Here is a 17,828-nt window from a genome sequence, read left to right on the forward strand (position 1 = left end):
ACTTGTTGGACGGCAGTGAGGATATCAAAATCATGCCGGTTGTAGAATATATAGGCTTTGCGTCATTGATATTTTTAAAATTTTTTGCATCATTTCTGGATTACTAAAGTGAAATAAATGAAAGGGCTGGCTCGGTATGTAGAACCAGCCCCCATTGTATTATTGATAATATTTCACTCGTTCCTCAAGTGGTGAGAAGTCTTTATCGCCAGGTTCTGCAGTGGGTTTTCCAAAAGGCATCTGTGCGATGAGTTTCCAATGGCGTGATATATCCCATGTCTTTCTCACTTCGTCATCGATTAAAGGATTATAATGCTGAAGACTTGCACCAAAACCCTCAATTTCCAAGGAAGTCCATACGACAAATTGTAAAATGGCAGACGATTGGTTCGACCAAATCGGAAAATTTTCGGCATACGGTTTGAATTGTTCTTGAAGCCTATTTATTATTGCCTGGTCTTCAAAGAATAAAACCGTACCATAACCATTTATAAATGACTTCATTTTTTCTTCAGTTTTTTCAAAATCTTTATCACCGACTGCTTTTCTTAATGTTTCTTTCGTGATATCCCATAATAGGTCGTGGTTTTGACCAGTTAAAACAATCACTCTTGCACTTTGGGAGTTGAACGCTGAAGGGGAATATTGAACGGCATGATCGATAACTTCTTTAATCCTTTTATTAGGGACAACACGCTCCTTACTAAGGGAATAATAAGAGCGTCTATCTTCAATTGCGCTAAAAAAATCTTTAACCATATATCACACCTCCATTCTTTATACCGATTTATTTTGACCTGATTTTATTATTTTATGATAAGTGAATACGGCTGAAATTATTTGAATGAAAATGGTTGACAATTATATCACTGTCGTTTATCTTTAAATCAAGATATTTGTATTAAAAGTATTATGTTAGGTTAAATACCTTGAATTCAAGATATTATTTACGAATTAATTCAACACCGTAAGGGGAAATTTATAAAGATAGGAGTGGTACGGATGGAATTAAAAGGATTACATCATGTTTCGGCTATTACAGCTAACGCGGGAAATAACTTTGAATTCTACACAAAAGTCTTAGGGATGCGATTAATCAAAAAAACGGTGAATCAAGATGATGTTCGTGTGTATCACTTATTTTATGGAGATCAAATTGGTTCCCCGGGTACGGAATTGACGTTTTTTGAAATTCCCAATGCTGCCCGCACTCATGAGGGAAACAATAGCATTTCTGAAATTTCTTTAAGGGTGAGAGATGATAAAGCGCTAGAATATTGGAAAAAACGGTTTGTGGAATTCAATGTTGAACATGAAGAAATATCGAGCCGTTTTGAAAGGAAGGTGCTTTCTTTTAAAGATCCTGAAGGGCAGAGGATTCTTCTGGTTTCCGATCAGGATAATAACGGCGTTCAAGGAGGATTACCGTGGGATGGAAGCCCGGTACCGCAAGAGTTTTTCATCCTTGGATTAGGACCAGTAAAACTTACTGTACCCAATATTGAACAAACAGAAAGTGTCCTTACCGGGGTATTGGGATTCAGGAAATTAGGCACATACCCATCCTCAATTAGGGGACAAAATCCGATTGTCGTTTACGAGACAGGTGCAGGAGGAACAGGAGCGGAACTCCATATTGAAGAAAGGAATGACATACCTCGGGAAAGGTTGGGGAGGGGTGGAGTACACCATGTTGCCTTCCGGGTGGATAATGAAGAAGAATTGAGAAAATGGATAGAGAAAATTAGTGAATCGAAATTCGTGAACTCGGGCTATGTGGACCGCTTTTATTTTCGTTCACTCTATTTTAGGGAGCCGAATGGCATATTATTTGAACTAGCTACTGATGGACCTGGTTTTGCAGTGGATGAAGCAGAGCAGCACCTAGGTGAGAACCTTGCCCTGCCACCTTTTTTAGAATCGAAAAGAAAGGATATTGAATCGAATTTAAAACCACTGAATACAAAATCAACAAATTAATTAACGGGAAGGAAGTAATGGGCATGCAAAAGCAAAATGCTGGAATACATCATATAACCGCAATTGTTGGCAATCCTCAAGAGAATGTGGATTTTTATGCTGGAGTATTGGGAATGCGTATGGTGAAGAAAACCGTTAATTTTGATGATCCAGGCACCTATCATTTATATTTCGGAGATGAATCAGGTTCACCGGGCTCTATCATCACTTTCTTTCCTTGGCCTGAAGCATACCGAGGTACAATTGGCTCTGGACAAGTGGGGATTACAACATATGCCGTTCCGGAAGGGTCAATGGGCTTCTGGGAAATGCGTTTGGGTAAATTTAACATAGACTTTGAAAAGGTTTCACGTTTCGGTGAGGAATATCTGGAATTTCAAGACCCGCATGATTTGAAACTTGAGCTGGTTGAGCGTAAAGAAGGTAAAAATAGCGAGTGGTCATTCGGCGGTGTACCAGCTGATAAGGCAGTCAAGGGATTCGGCGGTGCCGTATTATTGACGTCAAAACCGATCAAAACGATGGAACTATTAGAGGAAGTGATGGGCCTGCAAAAGATTGGGGAAGAGGGCGATTACATCCGCTTCAAATCCACATCGGACATCGGAAATTTGATAGATGTTAAAAAAACGGTTTTGCCAAATGGAAAAATCGGAGTGGGAACTGTCCATCATCTTGCATGGCGTGCAAGCGATAATGAAGATCATAAAGAATGGAGGGAGCATATCGCAAACCATGGCTATGGTGTGACACCCTTTAAAGACCGTCAATACTTCGATGCCATTTATTTTCGGGAAGATGGAGGCATACTCTTTGAAGTTGCCACAGATCCACCCGGCTTTGCTCATGATGAAACGAAGGAAACGATGGGCAGTAAATTAATGCTGCCGCCATGGTTGGAAGAAAAAAGGGGAATTATGGAGAAAACGTTACTGCCGGCAGTGCCGAGAGTACTAGAGGAGGATAAATGATGAAGCATATTTTTCAACAAGGAAGTAATCCAGAAGCTCCGTTACTTTTGCTTTTACATGGCACTGGAGGAACGGAAACTGATCTCTTGCCATTATCGGAAATGGTTTCACCGGGTTCATCCGTATTGAGCGTACGGGGAAATGTACTTGAAAACGGAATGCCCCGTTATTTCCGCCGTTTAGCTGAAGGGGTTTTTGATGAAGAAGATTTGATCTTCCGTACGAAGGAGCTTTATGACTTCTTGGAATTTGCGTCCGGCCAATATGATTTCGATCGTGACAAAGTGGTAGCATTAGGTTATTCTAATGGTGCAAATATAGCGGCAAGTTTGATGTTCCATTTCGAAGGGGCACTACAGGGAGCGATTCTTCATCATCCAATGGTGCCAAGACGTGGGATTGCTTTACCCCCCCTTTCGGATATACCAGTATTTATTGCTGCAGGTAAAAACGATCCGATTTGCCCGGCACAAGAAACTGATGAACTTAATCAAATTTTACTGCAAGCTGGTGCTAGGGTGGATATTCACTGGGAAAATTACGGTCATCAGTTAACACGTTCAGAAGTCGAGGCAGCAGGTTCATGGTTTCATAAGAACTTTATATAAGAATGAAAGAGGGAATGAAGATGATTTCAGTTAATCCTGAAAGTCTGACTGAACGGGAAAATTATAAGTTTTTGACTGGAAGCATTATACCGAGACCTATAGCCCTGGTTACGACACAATCCGAAACCGGTACAATCAATATAGCGCCGTTCAGCTTTTTCAACATAGTCAGTTCCAATCCTCCGATGATTTCCATTTCTGTTCAACGGAAAGAAGGAGTTTCAAAGGACACAGCCCGAAATGCAATTCAAACAGGTGAATTCGTTGTTCATATCACTGATGAAAATAATGTTGCTGATGCAAATCGAACGGCCAAGGAACTCCCCTCTGACGAAAGCGAATTGGGTCTTACTAATTTCACGACGGCTGTTAGTGATAAGGTATCCGTACCTGGATTGCAAGAAGCGAAGGTACGCTTTGAATGTACATTGGAGCATACGTTACCATTGGCAGGTTCCCTGGATAAACCTGGTTGTGATTTATTGATAGGGAAAATAGTCTGCTATCATATAGAGCAAGATATTTACCATAATGGCCGAATTGACCAGAATGGGCTAAAACCTGTAGCAAGATTAGCGGGTCATACTTATACAAAACTTGGGGAATTATTTGAAATAGAACGTCCTTAAGGGAAAAGAAAAAAATGGCGTCATCTTTTAAGATGTCGTCAATTTTTTAAACCAAATTTATCCCGGTTAACTTTATCTGCAATTTTAATACGGTGAGCGACAGTTCCAAAGACTAGCAATCATTTCAATGCCGGAGGTCATGATTGTTGGAATATAAAAGAAAGTCTTTACAAACGAAACAAAACTTGACAAATTTTTCATAGATTGATAAAGTTATAAAAAAATAATTTCTTATCCAGAGAGGTGGAGGGACTGGCCCTATGAAACCTCAGCAACAGGTCTATAAAGACACTGTGCTAATTCCAGGGGGTGAAACCTTGATAGATAAGACCGTACGTGTTTATTTGTCAGTAACGCACTCTTTTTTAGAGTGCGTTTTCGTTTTTTCTGGATGCAAGATTAAGGAGAGTAAAATGGAGAACAAAAGGAAGCATGATTTTCAAAGGCAAATGCAAGCAAGGCATATAATAATGCTATCGCTTGGCGGGGTGATTGGAACTGGTTTATTCTTAAGTTCGGGTTATACGATTCACCAGGCTGGCCCGTTTGGCACCATCCTTTCGTATCTGATTGGAGCATTAGTGGTTTATCTAGTCATGTTATGTCTAGGTGAACTGGCAGTACATATGCCCGAGACAGGTGCGTTTCATAGCTACGCAGCCAAATATATCGGACCAGGGACAGGGTATACAGTAGCCTGGTTGTACTGGCTAACTTGGACTGTTGCACTAGGTTCGGAATTCACGGCTGCAGGATTGTTGATGCAGAGATGGTTTCCATCAATAAGTGTCTGGATATGGAGTGCTCTATTTGCCATTTTGGTCTTGGCATTAAATGTGTGGACCGTTAAGTTTTTCGCTGAATCCGAATTCTGGTTTGCGTCCATAAAGGTATTTGCTATTGTGATATTTATTATTCTGGGAGCTGCGGCAATGGTAGGTTTTATTCCAATAATTAATTCACAATCAGCTCCGTTATTTTCCAATTTCACAAGTGCAGGTTTATTTCCGAATGGTGCTTTTGCCATTCTAATGACGATGCTCGCGGTGAATTTTGCATTTTCCGGAACTGAATTAATCGGAATTGCAGCTGGAGAAACTGTGAATCCAGAAAAAACGATACCAAAGGCAATCCGTATGACATTATGGAGATTGATTATCTTTTTTGTAGGAACCATCGTTGTTTTATCCGCATTATTGCCTATTTCGGATGCAAGCGTTTTAGAGAGCCCCTTTGTTACAGTTCTGGAACGGATCGGAATGCCATATGCAGCGGATATTATGAACTTTGTTATATTAACTGCCATTTTGTCTGCTGCAAACTCAGGACTATATGCCTCATCCAGGATGCTTTGGTCACTTGCAGATAAGAAAACTATATCACCAATATTTGCAAAATTGACAAAACGGGGTGTTCCGGTAAATGCAGTCATTTTCAGTATGTTGGGCGGTGGTTTAGCCCTTTTCTCGAGTATTATTGCACCGGATACAGTATACATAGTGCTTGTATCCATTTCCGGACTAGCCGTGGTTGTAGTTTGGATGAGTATTAGCGCGTCACAGTTTCTATTTCGCAGACGATTTATAAAAGATGGAAATTCAGTAAATGATTTGGCTTATCATACACCTTTATATCCACTCGTACCTATCGTTTCTTTTATGCTATGTCTTGCCTCTTGCATAGGAATTGCATTCGATCCTACACAACGAATTGCACTATATTGTGGCATACCTTTTATTTTGTTTTGCTATGGAAGTTATTATCTGACACAAACTATAAAGAAAAGAGGAGTAAAACATGAAGAATAAAATCAACCCAATTGACGCAATTTTACGAGATCATTCAGTCATGATTTTGGATGGAGCTTTAGCTACAGAGCTTGAAAGGCATGGGTGTGATTTGGACGATCCCCTGTGGTCTGCTCATGTATTGCTTGAAAATCCAGAAGTGATTTATCAGGTTCACTCTGACTACTTTCGTGCGGGTGCTGACTGTGCTATAACGGCAAGCTACCAAGCAACAGTTGAAGGTTTCGCCCTACGAGGAATACAAGAAAAAGAGGCTTTGGAGCTAATCCGGAAAACGGTTTTACTTGCAAGAAAAGCAAGAGATGAATTTTGGAAGGAAGAATATCAAACGATTAGACCTAAACCATTGGTTGCTGCATCAGTCGGACCTTATGGGGCTTATCTTGCAGATGGTTCAGAGTATGTAGGGAACTATGGTGTTTCAGAAGAAACTTTAGCGGCATTTCATCGCTCACGAATATCAGCTTTGATTGATGCAGGAGCTGATATTTTAGCATTTGAAACGATTCCTTCCCTGCAGGAAGCAAAAGTATTACATTCAATATTGAAAGATTATCCAGAAGTCTATGCTTGGCTATCCTTTTCGTTGAAAAATGAAAAAGCGATAAGTGACGGTACCTTGCTGGAGGAATGTACGAGATTGTTTGGGGACAGTGAGCAAATTGCAGCAATTGGCATCAACTGTGCGCCTGTATCAAGTATCACGGAAGCCATACAGGTGTTGCGTGCAAACACGCATAAACCAATTATTGTTTATCCGAATTCTGGTGAATCATATAATCCAGAAACTAAAACATGGCATGGTCAAGAATCATGTAACAGGCTCGACCTGAAATCTGAAGAATGGCACCATGCAGGGGCACGTTTAATTGGAGGATGTTGCAGAACGGCACCTCATCATATTGCAGACATTTCAAGAAAGTGGCGACCTTCCGTGGTAGTATCCTCCTAGCCCTTTTTCTGTTATCACTCTGTTATAAGTTATAAGTAGTGGGGAAACCCTTAAATAAAAAGAACAGGAAGCGTCATAAACAGGCGGTTCCTGTTCTTTTTGAGCTCTTTATTCAGATTCGAGTTATTTGAAAAGGCCAAATTGCTTATTAATTCTTGGCCTTTCAGAAATAAGTCGCTCGAGAACGGAAGTGAAGGATCGTTTTAGGTTGACTCATACCTTTTATTTTTTGTCACAAAGCAGTTCGTCTGAAAAAGAATCCTGCTGCAAAAAGTAGTAAAAAGAGAAATTAAATCATATTTTTTTCGTGCTTGGGAAAACTATACAAACAATGAATAGAAAGGAGAGAATGAGTTATGAGTCGTGGTAAAAATTTTAATCACAAAGAAAAAGGACATCCAGGAAATTTACCCAATAATAGAATTAGCGAAGAGAAGGAACACAGCCGCCAGTATGAACAGATTGAGGATATTGTCACACATGAAGCTTTCAAAAATCGGGAAAAAGAAGATGAGATGCCTTAATATATTGAGGTGCAGTATATCTGTTGAGACATTATATTGAGCAATTTTCCATTACTTTAAGGATTATTAAATTGCGCATTCCAATAATAGAAGCACATGAATTAAAGACGTAACTTCCTCTTCATGTTGCTTCTTATTTTTGGCTTTATATACGGGGGAAAACCATGAGTTTTGCTATGGTTTTTTCTTTCGTTGCAAATAAATAAAGAGGGGAAATCGGAGATTAAACTTAAATCAATCTTCCCTTGATGGAAATAGAAGTAAGCAATAGTGGAAAACAGAATGATGATGATGGATGACATTTAATAAGCCGACTTTCTTCTAATTAATTAATAAAACTGAAATTTCTAGTCTTGGGGGAATATTAGAATTCCCAAAGCTACTAAGACCAGTTAGTAAGTATGATCTACATATTCTCTTGTCATCCAGAAATAATTAAGGGTAGCGTCAAAAGGGCGAACTTAACGATTAATTAAAACCAGGCCGACTTATCCTAACTGTTTAAAAACACTGAAAATTCTCAGGCAGGTTAGCTTTTTAGATATAAATCATGCCAGGTAAACCTGCTATGTTTCGTTTTGTTTATCGCGATTTATTTCCACTTCTCGTTTAGCTCTAATAAAAGCGATGAATTGAATCGTTTCTTCTTCAGAAAGAGAGATTCCATCGACAGCTAGCTCCATATTTGGTAAATCCGTTAATTCCATGACTTGAGGTGACTCCGCGGAAATATCTTTAGGCAGAAAAGCTGGATAATCCACTCGACCTAGAATGTAATCGGTGGATGTATCATATATGCCTGCTAATAATTTAATCGTCTCTAATGAAGGGCGGCGATGGCCCGACTCGTAACCTGCATAGGTACTCTTGGCGATTCCGAGTCTGTCAGCGGTATATTGCAAAGACCACCTTTTGGCTTTCCTTAATGTAGTTAATCTATTTATTATCATTATTATTACTCTCCTTATATATAAATCCATTATAACATCATATTGAAATAAGTGTACGCGTAATGAATAACTTTAGCTTGATTTCACTCTGAAACATGACTATAATAACATGTGGTGTACGCGTAACATGTACATTTTCAACTAAATATCCTTTTCTGGGATGATAAGAATAATTGTGAAACAGGAGGCTTTATAGGGGGTAGTATATTGGAGAACTTGAAGTCAAAAATGAAGAAGTTGATGTTGTTTACAACAGGTGGTACAATTGCATCGTTAGAAGGAGAAAATGGACTTGTTCCAGAGATGAAAGCTGACGAAATTTTAGGTCACCTACCGGGATTGGACTTACTATGTAAGATTGATAGTAAGCCTTTGATGAATATTGATAGTACAAATATGCAGCCGGAAGATTGGACAGAAATGGCACAATCCATCCATGAGCACTATCATGATTATGATGGCTTTGTGATTACCCATGGAACAGATACAATGGCTTACACTTCAGCTGCGCTCTCATATATGTTACAAGATTTAGGGAAACCAATTGTCATTACAGGTTCTCAAATCCCAATTTCTTTCAAAAAGACAGATGCCAAAAGAAATATCTCTGATGCGATTCGGTTTGCTTGTGAAGATATTGGAGGAGTATATGTTGTTTTTGATGGTAGAGTCATCCAGGGTACTAGGGCCATTAAATTGAGAACGAAAAGCTATGATTCGTTTGAAAGTATTAACTATCCTTATATTGCTTCCATATTCAAAGATAAAATCGAGTATCTAAAGCCAGTTCATTCACCAAAGAAAAAGGAAGCTAAGTTAGATGCTTCCCTATGTACTGATGTTGCTTTGGTTAAGCTGCATCCCGGTATTAAGCCTGAATTCTTTGATTTTCTGAAAAATCAATGTCAGGGAATCGTAATTGAAAGTTATGGAAGCGGCGGTATTCCATTTCAAGGAAGAAATATTTTAGAGAAATTGAATGAGTTGGTCGAGTGTGGAATATCCGTAGTCATTACTACCCAATGTTTAGAAGAAGGGGAAGATATGGATATTTACGAAGTGGGAAGAAAAGTAAACAAGAATGTCATCATTCGTTCCAGAAATATGAATACAGAAGCCATCGTTCCTAAGTTGATGTGGATATTAGCCAAGACACGGGATCCAATAAAAGTGAAGGAAATGATGGAAACACCGATTGCAGAGGACATTACATTATAGAACAAACAAAGGGGCAAGAGGAAATGTTGATAGAAGAGAGAACATACCGAATCGAGAAAGACTTTCTTGGGGAAAAGGAAATTCCGGCTGAAGTTTATTACGGAATACAAACGCTACGCGCTGTAGAAAATTTTCCAATTACCGGTTACAAAGTAAATGAAGAAATGATCCGTGCACTAGCTATGATTAAAAAAGCAGCCGCTTTAGCAAATATGGATACCAAACGGTTATATGATGGTATTGGAAGCGCTATCGTCAAAGCTTCTGATGAAGTGATCGATGGAAAGTGGCATGAATATTTCATCGTTGACCCAATTCAAGGCGGCGCGGGTACATCGATGAATATGAACATTAATGAAATCGTTGCCAACCGAGCGTTAGAACTTATGGGACACAAAAAAGGTGATTATGTACATGTTAGTCCAAATAGCCATGTTAATATGTCGCAATCAACGAATGACGTATTTCCAACTGCCATTCATTTATCGACACTACGACTTTTGGAGCAATTGTTACAAACAATGACTAAGATGAGTACGGTTCTAAAGAATAAAGCAAAACAATTTGATCATGTTATCAAAATGGGACGGACACATCTTCAGGACGCAGTGCCAATTCGCCTCGGTCAAGAATTCGAGGCATACAGCCGCGTGTTGGATCGGGATATAAAACGAATCAGTCAATCACGTCAACATTTATATGAAGTGAATATGGGAGCAACAGCAGTGGGAACGGGATTGAACGCAGATCCGCGTTACATTGAAAATGTTGTTACATATTTAGCTGAAATCAGTAACTTGCCGCTTGTAGGAGCAGAACATTTAGTAGATGCAACCCAAAATACGGATGCATATACTGAAGTGTCCGCTTCATTGAAAGTATGTATGATGAATATGTCTAAAATCGCTAATGATTTACGTTTGATGGCTTCAGGACCAAGAGCGGGATTAGGAGAAATCACACTTCCGGCTCGTCAACCAGGTTCATCGATCATGCCAGGAAAAGTAAATCCAGTAATGCCAGAATTAATTAATCAAGTCGCTTTCCAAGTGATCGGGAACGATAATACGATTTGCTTAGCATCAGAAGCAGGACAACTAGAGTTGAACGTAATGGAGCCAGTGCTTGTATTCAATTTATTGCAATCAATCAGCATTATGAACAATGCTTTCAATGTCTTTACAGATTATTGTTTAGAAGGCATTGAAGCTAATGAGCAACATTTAAAAGATTATGTCGAACAAAGTGTTGGAGTGATTACAGCAGTCAATCCGCACCTTGGGTACGAAGTGGTTTCACGTATTGCGCGTGAAGCGATATTAAAAGGCAAATCAGTTCGCGAACTTTGTTTACAATATGATGTGTTGACAGAAGAAGAATTGGATTTGATTCTAAATCCTTATGAGATGACAAAGCCCGGTATAGCGGGAGCTTCCCTTTTTGATCGGCAATAACCCGTATATTAGTGGAAAACATTAATCTATATGATTTTTGATATAATGACTATGCCTTTAGGACCGTTGGTATAAAGGCATAGTCATTATTTATATACATTCTAATATGAAATTTTCCTCAAACATCCGTTAACTGCTAACGGGCATTAAAGACTGAATATTCAATCTCTTTACCGTCAATCTAAACATGGAGGGGTTTAACTATTATAGAAACCCCATCCCCCTTAGAATATATCTAGGGGGAATGGGGAAGCTTGAGCTCAATAATATGCCTGTATTAGCCCTTTACTACTTCCTGTCCACGAACATTCCATGTAAATCCAAATACCACTACTGCCAGAACACAAGAAATCGTTATTAATGTAAAATCTGCATTCCCAGCCTGCAAAGTCAACTGCAAATCCCATAATAGCATTAGCCGCTACAGATCCACCTAAATATCCAAATAAGCCAGTCAGCAAACCTGCTGGAAATAAATACTTTGCATTGCTTCGGCCTGACACAGATCAAATGTGGCTCTCTTGAAATGACTTAATCGGATAAAATATTTATTTAAAGGTTTTTTTCTGAATGAATGGTATGTGTCCAGAGTTCCAATGAATATTAATGGTAAAAGTAAAACCAATGGAATGACATACGCAATTTTCATCTTTGTTAAGATATTTAAAAAAATGTAATTAGTCATTTCCAGGTGGAAAGGAATGATAACTTTGAAACAAGTGAATCGTTTTATCCAAAGCTTTACATTTCTGATACTCGCATTTCTCATGTTTAGTGGGCAGGCTGCTTTTGCTTCATCAGATTCATTAACATCACAATCCACGCCAGACCTTTTGATACGGCAGATCATGGGTTTAGCTTATGAATCCCAGCAAACCATTAACAGGGCCTATTTTCTGTAGGTGATTCGTTGAAGAAAGTGGAAAAAGCGCACCGGAAGATTTAAGTACTGTTGCGGCCAATTATTGGTCCCATAATGTCCGATTCCTCTATGACGGTTCAACAGGTAGAAAGACGATTACCGCCATTGATGATTTTGACCCTCCATTGCAAACCATTCAATTATCCATGTTGAAGGAATTGACTGGTGAACCTGTAAGTGAAGTGGAGCAAGAAGGGATGTACTATGTCACCTATACCGATTACGCAAATTATAAAGTGGTCTTCGTGTTTGAAAGCGCCTGGATTAATCCAGATCCAAGATTGAATATGTATACTGTTGAATTTGTGTCAGATTAATAAGTAACACGACAAAAAAGGATCGTCCCTTTATTGTGAAGGCGATTCTTTGATGGTTGGAGATCTTTAATAAACCATAACTATATAAAGTCCTGAGCCGTTATTATCTTTTAATGGTTTATTGTATATAAAACAGCACCACCGGGAGAATTTGTTTAAGAATCTGATCTAACCGTTCTAATCAATATTGTTCAGCCATACATTAAAAAGATGTAAGTAGAATGATTAAGGGGGAACTGCTTTGTCAGAAGGTGTGCATAGTATCATTTTACCTGTTTCAATAAAAACGGTATGGGGATTTGTCAGTGTCATAGATCGTTGGGCACCTCTTGTCCCAGGATATATCAATCATGAGATGATAAATGAGGGGACACTTATTTGGGAGTTTAAAAGCGAATTGGGATTAATGAAGAAGAAAATTAAACTTGAAGTGAATATATTGGAATGGATGGAACCCGATAAGGTAACATTTAAACTTAAGGGATTAAATGAAAAATTTGAGGGACATGGCTATTTTTTAGCAGAAGACTGCGGAATTGGACAGACTAAAATGACTGGCTGCCTGGCGATTACGGCAAAAGGAGCCAAAGCCCCTATCGTCAATGCTTTGTTAAAAACCTACGTTCCCCAAATGACGATCGAGTTTTCTGAGGCAGTTGCACAAAGTCTCCTTGTACAAAAATAGAAATTACATATTCGAGCTATCATTATTGGATATTGGCACTTGACAATTATACCTTAGTGGTATGTATTATAAATTGTAAGATTTTTATCAAGCCTTCAATTCAATGAATGGGTTTTTGATTGATGTCTGGATAGGATTCATAAGTATTAGGCAGGATAGGAGGCCTCACATGGAATATGATAAGCAGGTTAAAAATAGAGTGAAGCGAATTGAAGGACAGCTTCGTGGGATATTGAAAATGATGGAGGAAAACAAAGATTGCAGAGATGTAGTAACGCAGTTATCTGCCACTAGATCTGCAATCGATAGGACAATTGGAGTAATTGTAAGTTCCAATCTTGTAGAATGTGTCAGGGAGGCTAATGAATCCGGAGAAAAGACTCCCGAAGAGCTAGTGAAAGAAGCTGTGAATTTATTAGTGAAAAGCCGGTAAGCAATTATATTTTATTGTTATTGTTTAATTGAAATTTTTAAGACAATTATTATAAGACAACCTGACCAATCTGAGAATTTTTAGTGTCCGGGGTGGATGGATTATTTTAAGATGGGCCTCTACAGGAAGAGGTCCATTTTTGTGAATTCTCTGTTTTCATTTCTGATAAGCAAATCCTTTGATATAAAGAATTTGCATGGTATCCTTAAAGGGATAAAAATTGAGTGAGGGTATACTATGGAATTTACGCATGTTACATCGGTTTTGCTCGGCCTCGTCATCATTCTAAATATTTTATTTGCCACGATTGTCATATTTTTTGAAAGAAGGGAAGCGAGCACGACCTGGGCTTGGTTATTGGTGTTATATTTTCTACCTGTAGCCGGTTTTATTTTATATCTCCTTTTTGGTACGAGTTTAAGACACGCCCACTTATTCCAATGGGAGGACAAGAAGAAAATCGGGATTGAAGAAATCCTTGATAAACAGATGGAAGAGCTTTCAACGAATCATTTTCCTTTTCGAAATGCTTCTTCAAGTAATTACCGTGATTTGATTTATATGCATCTCAGGAACAATGATGCCGTGCTTACTGAAGATAATCAAGTCGATATTTTTACGGAAGGAAAAAATAAGTTTGACCAGCTTTTTAAAGATATTGAAGCGGCCGAAAACCATATACATATACAATACTATATCATTCAAAGGGACGGCCTGGGTAAACGATTCATTGAAGCTTTGACTAAAAAAGCGAATGAAGGCGTCAAAGTTCGGCTGCTTTATGACGAACTGGGCTCTAGGGGGATGACTAAACGTTTCTTCAGGGAATTTAGGCAGGCTGGAGGAAGAGTAGAGGCATTCTTTCCATCCAAATTAAAATTTATAAATTTACGGCTGAATTTCCGTAACCATCGAAAGCTCGTCATCATAGATGGGAAAATAGGGTATGTTGGAGGCTTTAATGTTGGGGATGAGTATTTAGGGCTTAATCCAAAATTCGGTTTTTGGCGTGATACACACCTTCGAATAAAGGGATCGGCTGTCAAAGCCATTCAAACCCGTTTCATCCTGGATTGGAATCAGGCATCAAAACACCATGATATAACTTATCAGCCTCATTATTTCCCTATTGTAAAACCTCAAGGCAATATAGATTTGCAAATAGTGACAAGTGGGCCGGATTCTGAATGGGGAACAAATTAAAAATGGCTATATTAAATTAATTTCTTCAGCAAAGAAATCGATTCTCATTCAAACACCTTACTTTATACCGGATGCAAGTTTATTGGATGCACTCCGAATTGCCAGCTTATCAGGGTTAGATGTGAAAATCATGATTCCGAATAAACCTGATCACCTTTTCGTTTATTGGGCAACAACTTTCAATGCAGGGCAGTTATTAAGAGCGGGAGCTAAGATATACATCTATGATAACGGCTTTATTCATGCGAAGATGATCGTTGTAGACGAAGAGGTCTCCTCGGTGGGGACAGCTAACATTGATGTCCGTAGTTTTAAATTGAACTTTGAAGTCAATGCTTTCATTTATGATGAAGGAATGGCCGAAACACTGACAAGGATTTTTTATAAGGATGTCGAAGTCTGCAGGCAGCTTACAATTGTAGAGTTTGAAAAGCGTTCAAAGTGGATTCGTTTTAAAGAGTCCATTGCAAGGCTGGTATCACCCATTTTATAATTTTTAAAGTAATCGGACCATTATTGTATGGACCGAACAGACTGTAGACAAATTCGAAAGCGAGTTTGACTGCAGTTTTTTTCTTTGAAAAAGGTTCCAGTTGATTTCAGGAATCCGCGCCCTTTCCGCCGACTGTCTGCCAAGTCTCCTCGCCGCAAGCGTCTGTGGGGACTCGGCAAGCCAGTATTTCGGCAGGAGTGTCGCAAATTTCTTCAATCCAATGTGGGTTTCATAAAACAGTAAAAAATCATAAAGTTTAACCTAGTCTTGTTTTATGATCATGGTTCGGGGTTAGGCCATTCCGAACTCCGTTTTGGTACAATAGTTTATATCCACAAAAGGGGGAAATGCCGTGAAAACGTTTATAATCACAGGAGCTTCAAAAGGTTTAGGTGCTGCCATTGCGAAAGGGTGTTTGCAGATGAGTGATCATTGCATTTTAGTTTCCCGTACAGGCCATCCTGAAATGCAGAGGATGGCTGACCGATCCGAAACGAAACTTACATTTATTTCGATGGACTTGAATGAAACGGAAAAGTTACCTTCCTTAGTCAATGAGATTCTTGCTGCTGTCGATGAAACAAGTGACATTTACTTCATTAATAATGCAGGTGTCATTGAACCGATAAAGCCGGTAGGAAACCTTGGTATGGTAAATTTGGAAACAAGCATGCGGGTGAATTTCATGGCACCCATCGTATTGACTGATGAATTCGTTAAACAGACAAGGGACTGGAATATAAAGAAGGTAATGGTCAACATATCTTCAGGTGCAGCAAAAAAACCTTATCATGGTTGGGCAGCCTATTGCAGTACTAAGGCGGGGCTAGAAATGTTCACACGGGTTGCAGGGTTGGAACAGGATAAAACGTCTTTCCCTACGTCCCTCATATCTTTTTCACCAGGTGTAATGGATACGGAGATGCAAGGGACAATCCGGTCAGCAGACGAACGGGACTTTTCCGATCGAGTCAAATTTCATGAATATAAAAAGGAGAGGGCATGTTAAGAAGCCCCGAATTTGTGGCAGATAAACTTTTGCAGCTTCTTGAAACGGAAGATTTGGAGAATGGGAAGTTCTACGATATCAAGAATTTACTTTGATGTATAGAAGTATGTGAAACAAAAAATCAACTGATGGCATATAGCGTGGGGTTGTCCATTTGGACAGCCTCTTTTTTAATTATCCTTTATTCCATTAAAAATAACGTCTAAAAAGCCAGGATATCATCATTAGGAAATGTGATAATTCGTTCTATCCAATTACCTGAATAACATAAACTTTTTTGGAGGGAGTTTGGAGGGTTTTGAATGACGATCATTATTGTGAAAAAAGGTGACAGTCTTTGGGAAATTGCCATGAAAAATAAAGTTGACCCATCGAAGATAATTGAAGTCAACGGATTGGAATCGACAGCTTTGGTTCCTGGCCTGGCATTGTATATACCTGATGAAAAAGCGGTGAATCGAAGGTATATAATTAAAAGTCAGGATACCCTCACTAGAATCGGCAGTCGTTTTGGAACGAGTGCAGCGGCAATCATGGAGGAAAATCCAGGAATCGTTGCAAACTCGCTAATAGTAGGTACGGAACTTTTGATTCCGTCTCCTTACAAAAATCAATTGATTACGCTGGGTTTTGCCTTCCCGACTTCAGGTGGAGTAGTATTTGAAACACTTGAGGGGAATGGTGATAAATTATCCTATTTAGCCATCGTAGCTTATTCGTTTACAAAGGAAGGAAACGCATTCGTTGATGGTGATGATCTCCCACTTATCGCGAAATGCGAGCAGACCGGGGTGAAGCCGCTACTGATGATACGGAACTTTCAAGGTGGTGATTTTGATGCTGATTTGGCGGGTGATGTCCTTGCCAGTTCAGTATACAGAGCGAATTTAATCAATAGTATGCTGAATTTCGTTAAGGAGAAAGGTTATGGGGGCGTCAGTATGGACATCGAATTCATCCCACCTGCCAGGCGTTCCGATTATGTACATTTTTTAAAAGAATTAAAGGAGGGGTTGAACGAACTGATCCTGCATGTGAACGTACATGCAAAAACAGCGGATAATCCTGATAATCGAATTGTAGGCGGCCATGATTATCGAGGGATCGGAGAGGCAGCCGACCTTGTTGCGGTGATGACCATTGATTATGGGTATCCAACTGGACCGCCTGAACCCATTTCCCCACTTTGGTGGATGGGCGAGGTTCTTCGTTATGCTTTGTCGAATATACCTGAGTATAAACTGCAGTCGGCATTTCCTATGTATGGATACGATTGGATAGTACCAAGCCACGAGACGAAAGCTTTATCAGCTCAAAATGCCCAAAATCTTGCCATTGCAACTGGCGCTGAAATAACTTTTGACACCTCAGCGGCTTCACCTACCTATTCTTATCGAAGGGAGAATTCGAACCATGTCGTTTGGTTTGAAGATATTCGATCGATAAGCGCAAAATATGAAATGATTGATGCAAATGAATTGATAGGTGCAACTTATTGGCAGATTGGTTTGGAATTCCCGCAGAATTGGGGGTTTATAGATAAGAATATCTGGATTATCAAATAGAATGAATGGGTGCAGGCGGTGAAAAGAAGTGTTATATATTTTTTACCTCGTTTGGTTGTGCAACTTTTATCAGGGGCAAGCCAATCACACCGAGCAAGATTTTAAAA

General features: G+C 39.2%; 15 protein-coding genes, 3 pseudogenes and 1 riboswitch. Of the genes and pseudogenes, 15 read left to right on the forward strand and 3 right to left on the reverse strand.

Annotation, left to right across the window (positions count from 1 at the left end; genetic code table 11):
- Positions 1–159: 159 nt before the first annotated feature.
- Entirely contained in the window at positions 160–759 is a 600-nt protein-coding gene (locus QFZ73_RS23405) for a nitroreductase family protein (protein WP_307271283.1), read from the reverse strand.
- A 243-nt stretch (positions 760–1,002) separates the two neighbouring features.
- Here QFZ73_RS23405 and QFZ73_RS23410 point away from each other — a divergent pair, with 243 nt between their 5' ends.
- The 7 genes from QFZ73_RS23410 to QFZ73_RS23440 all read left to right on the forward strand — a co-directional run bounded on the left by QFZ73_RS23410 (position 1,003) and on the right by QFZ73_RS23440 (position 7,472).
- Entirely contained in the window at positions 1,003–1,980 is a 978-nt protein-coding gene (locus tag QFZ73_RS23410; protein WP_307271285.1) for a ring-cleaving dioxygenase, read from the forward strand.
- A gap of 23 nt (positions 1,981–2,003) precedes the next feature.
- On the forward strand, positions 2,004–2,951 hold the full coding sequence (locus tag QFZ73_RS23415) for a ring-cleaving dioxygenase (RefSeq protein WP_307271289.1): 948 nt from the start codon (positions 2,004–2,006) through the stop codon (positions 2,949–2,951).
- Positions 2,951–3,559 (forward strand): alpha/beta hydrolase, encoded by a 609-nt coding sequence (locus tag QFZ73_RS23420; protein WP_251436854.1) that lies wholly within the window; start codon positions 2,951–2,953, stop codon positions 3,557–3,559. Before QFZ73_RS23415 ends, QFZ73_RS23420 begins: the two co-directional genes overlap by 1 nt.
- Positions 3,560–3,579: 20 nt before the next feature.
- Positions 3,580–4,188, forward strand: a complete 609-nt coding sequence (locus tag QFZ73_RS23425) for a flavin reductase family protein (protein ID WP_251436855.1) — start codon at positions 3,580–3,582, stop codon at positions 4,186–4,188.
- Between the two features lie 228 nt (positions 4,189–4,416).
- Positions 4,417–4,519, forward strand: a riboswitch (SAM riboswitch).
- 82 nt (positions 4,520–4,601) lie between these two features.
- Positions 4,602–5,996, forward strand: coding sequence for an S-methylmethionine permease (gene mmuP, locus QFZ73_RS23430; RefSeq protein ID WP_251436857.1), 1,395 nt, complete (start codon positions 4,602–4,604; stop codon positions 5,994–5,996).
- Positions 5,986–6,948 carry a homocysteine S-methyltransferase gene (mmuM, locus tag QFZ73_RS23435; protein WP_307271295.1) on the forward strand — a complete coding sequence of 321 codons (963 nt, stop codon included), beginning with the start codon at positions 5,986–5,988 and terminating at the stop codon, positions 6,946–6,948. The genes mmuP and mmuM overlap by 11 nt, the downstream gene beginning before the upstream one ends.
- A gap of 356 nt (positions 6,949–7,304) precedes the next feature.
- Complete coding sequence (locus QFZ73_RS23440; protein WP_162878727.1) at positions 7,305–7,472, forward strand: hypothetical protein; 168 nt, start codon at positions 7,305–7,307, stop codon at positions 7,470–7,472.
- A gap of 566 nt (positions 7,473–8,038) precedes the next feature.
- Here QFZ73_RS23440 and QFZ73_RS23445 read toward each other — a convergent pair.
- Positions 8,039–8,422: a helix-turn-helix domain-containing protein gene (locus QFZ73_RS23445; RefSeq protein ID WP_251436861.1), complete on the reverse strand. Its 384-nt coding sequence runs from the start codon at positions 8,420–8,422 to the stop codon at positions 8,039–8,041.
- Between the two features lie 228 nt (positions 8,423–8,650).
- On the opposite strand from QFZ73_RS23445, the gene QFZ73_RS23450 reads away from it, so the two are divergent.
- Complete coding sequence (locus tag QFZ73_RS23450; protein ID WP_307273004.1) at positions 8,651–9,640, forward strand: asparaginase; 990 nt, start codon at positions 8,651–8,653, stop codon at positions 9,638–9,640.
- 23 nt (positions 9,641–9,663) lie between these two features.
- Positions 9,664–11,094 (forward strand): aspartate ammonia-lyase, encoded by a 1,431-nt coding sequence (gene aspA / locus QFZ73_RS23455; protein ID WP_251436863.1) that lies wholly within the window; start codon positions 9,664–9,666, stop codon positions 11,092–11,094.
- A 277-nt stretch (positions 11,095–11,371) separates the two neighbouring features.
- Here aspA and QFZ73_RS23460 read toward each other — a convergent pair.
- Positions 11,372–11,552 (reverse strand): annotated as a pseudogene (locus QFZ73_RS23460) (glycerol-3-phosphate transporter); the annotation flags it as partial.
- A 505-nt stretch (positions 11,553–12,057) separates the two neighbouring features.
- Between QFZ73_RS23460 and QFZ73_RS23465 the strand changes: the two are divergent.
- From QFZ73_RS23465 to QFZ73_RS23490, 6 genes and pseudogenes are all read left to right on the forward strand, one after another.
- Positions 12,058–12,333 (forward strand): annotated as a pseudogene (locus QFZ73_RS23465) (DUF4309 domain-containing protein); the annotation flags it as partial.
- Between the two features lie 241 nt (positions 12,334–12,574).
- Positions 12,575–13,018: an SRPBCC family protein gene (locus tag QFZ73_RS23470; RefSeq protein WP_251436867.1), complete on the forward strand. Its 444-nt coding sequence runs from the start codon at positions 12,575–12,577 to the stop codon at positions 13,016–13,018.
- A gap of 169 nt (positions 13,019–13,187) precedes the next feature.
- Positions 13,188–13,451, forward strand: coding sequence for a metal-sensitive transcriptional regulator (locus QFZ73_RS23475; RefSeq protein WP_307271306.1), 264 nt, complete (start codon positions 13,188–13,190; stop codon positions 13,449–13,451).
- A 237-nt stretch (positions 13,452–13,688) separates the two neighbouring features.
- Positions 13,689–15,147 (forward strand): annotated as a pseudogene (gene cls / locus QFZ73_RS23480) (cardiolipin synthase).
- A 352-nt stretch (positions 15,148–15,499) separates the two neighbouring features.
- Positions 15,500–16,156, forward strand: a complete 657-nt coding sequence (locus QFZ73_RS23485; RefSeq protein ID WP_307271308.1) for an SDR family NAD(P)-dependent oxidoreductase — start codon at positions 15,500–15,502, stop codon at positions 16,154–16,156.
- Between the two features lie 302 nt (positions 16,157–16,458).
- Complete coding sequence (locus QFZ73_RS23490) at positions 16,459–17,721, forward strand: glycosyl hydrolase family 18 protein (protein ID WP_307271310.1); 1,263 nt, start codon at positions 16,459–16,461, stop codon at positions 17,719–17,721.
- Positions 17,722–17,828: the final 107 nt, after the last annotated feature.

The organism is Peribacillus sp. V2I11, assembly GCF_030817135.1.
Lineage (GTDB): Bacteria > Bacillota > Bacilli > Bacillales > DSM-1321 > Peribacillus > Peribacillus simplex.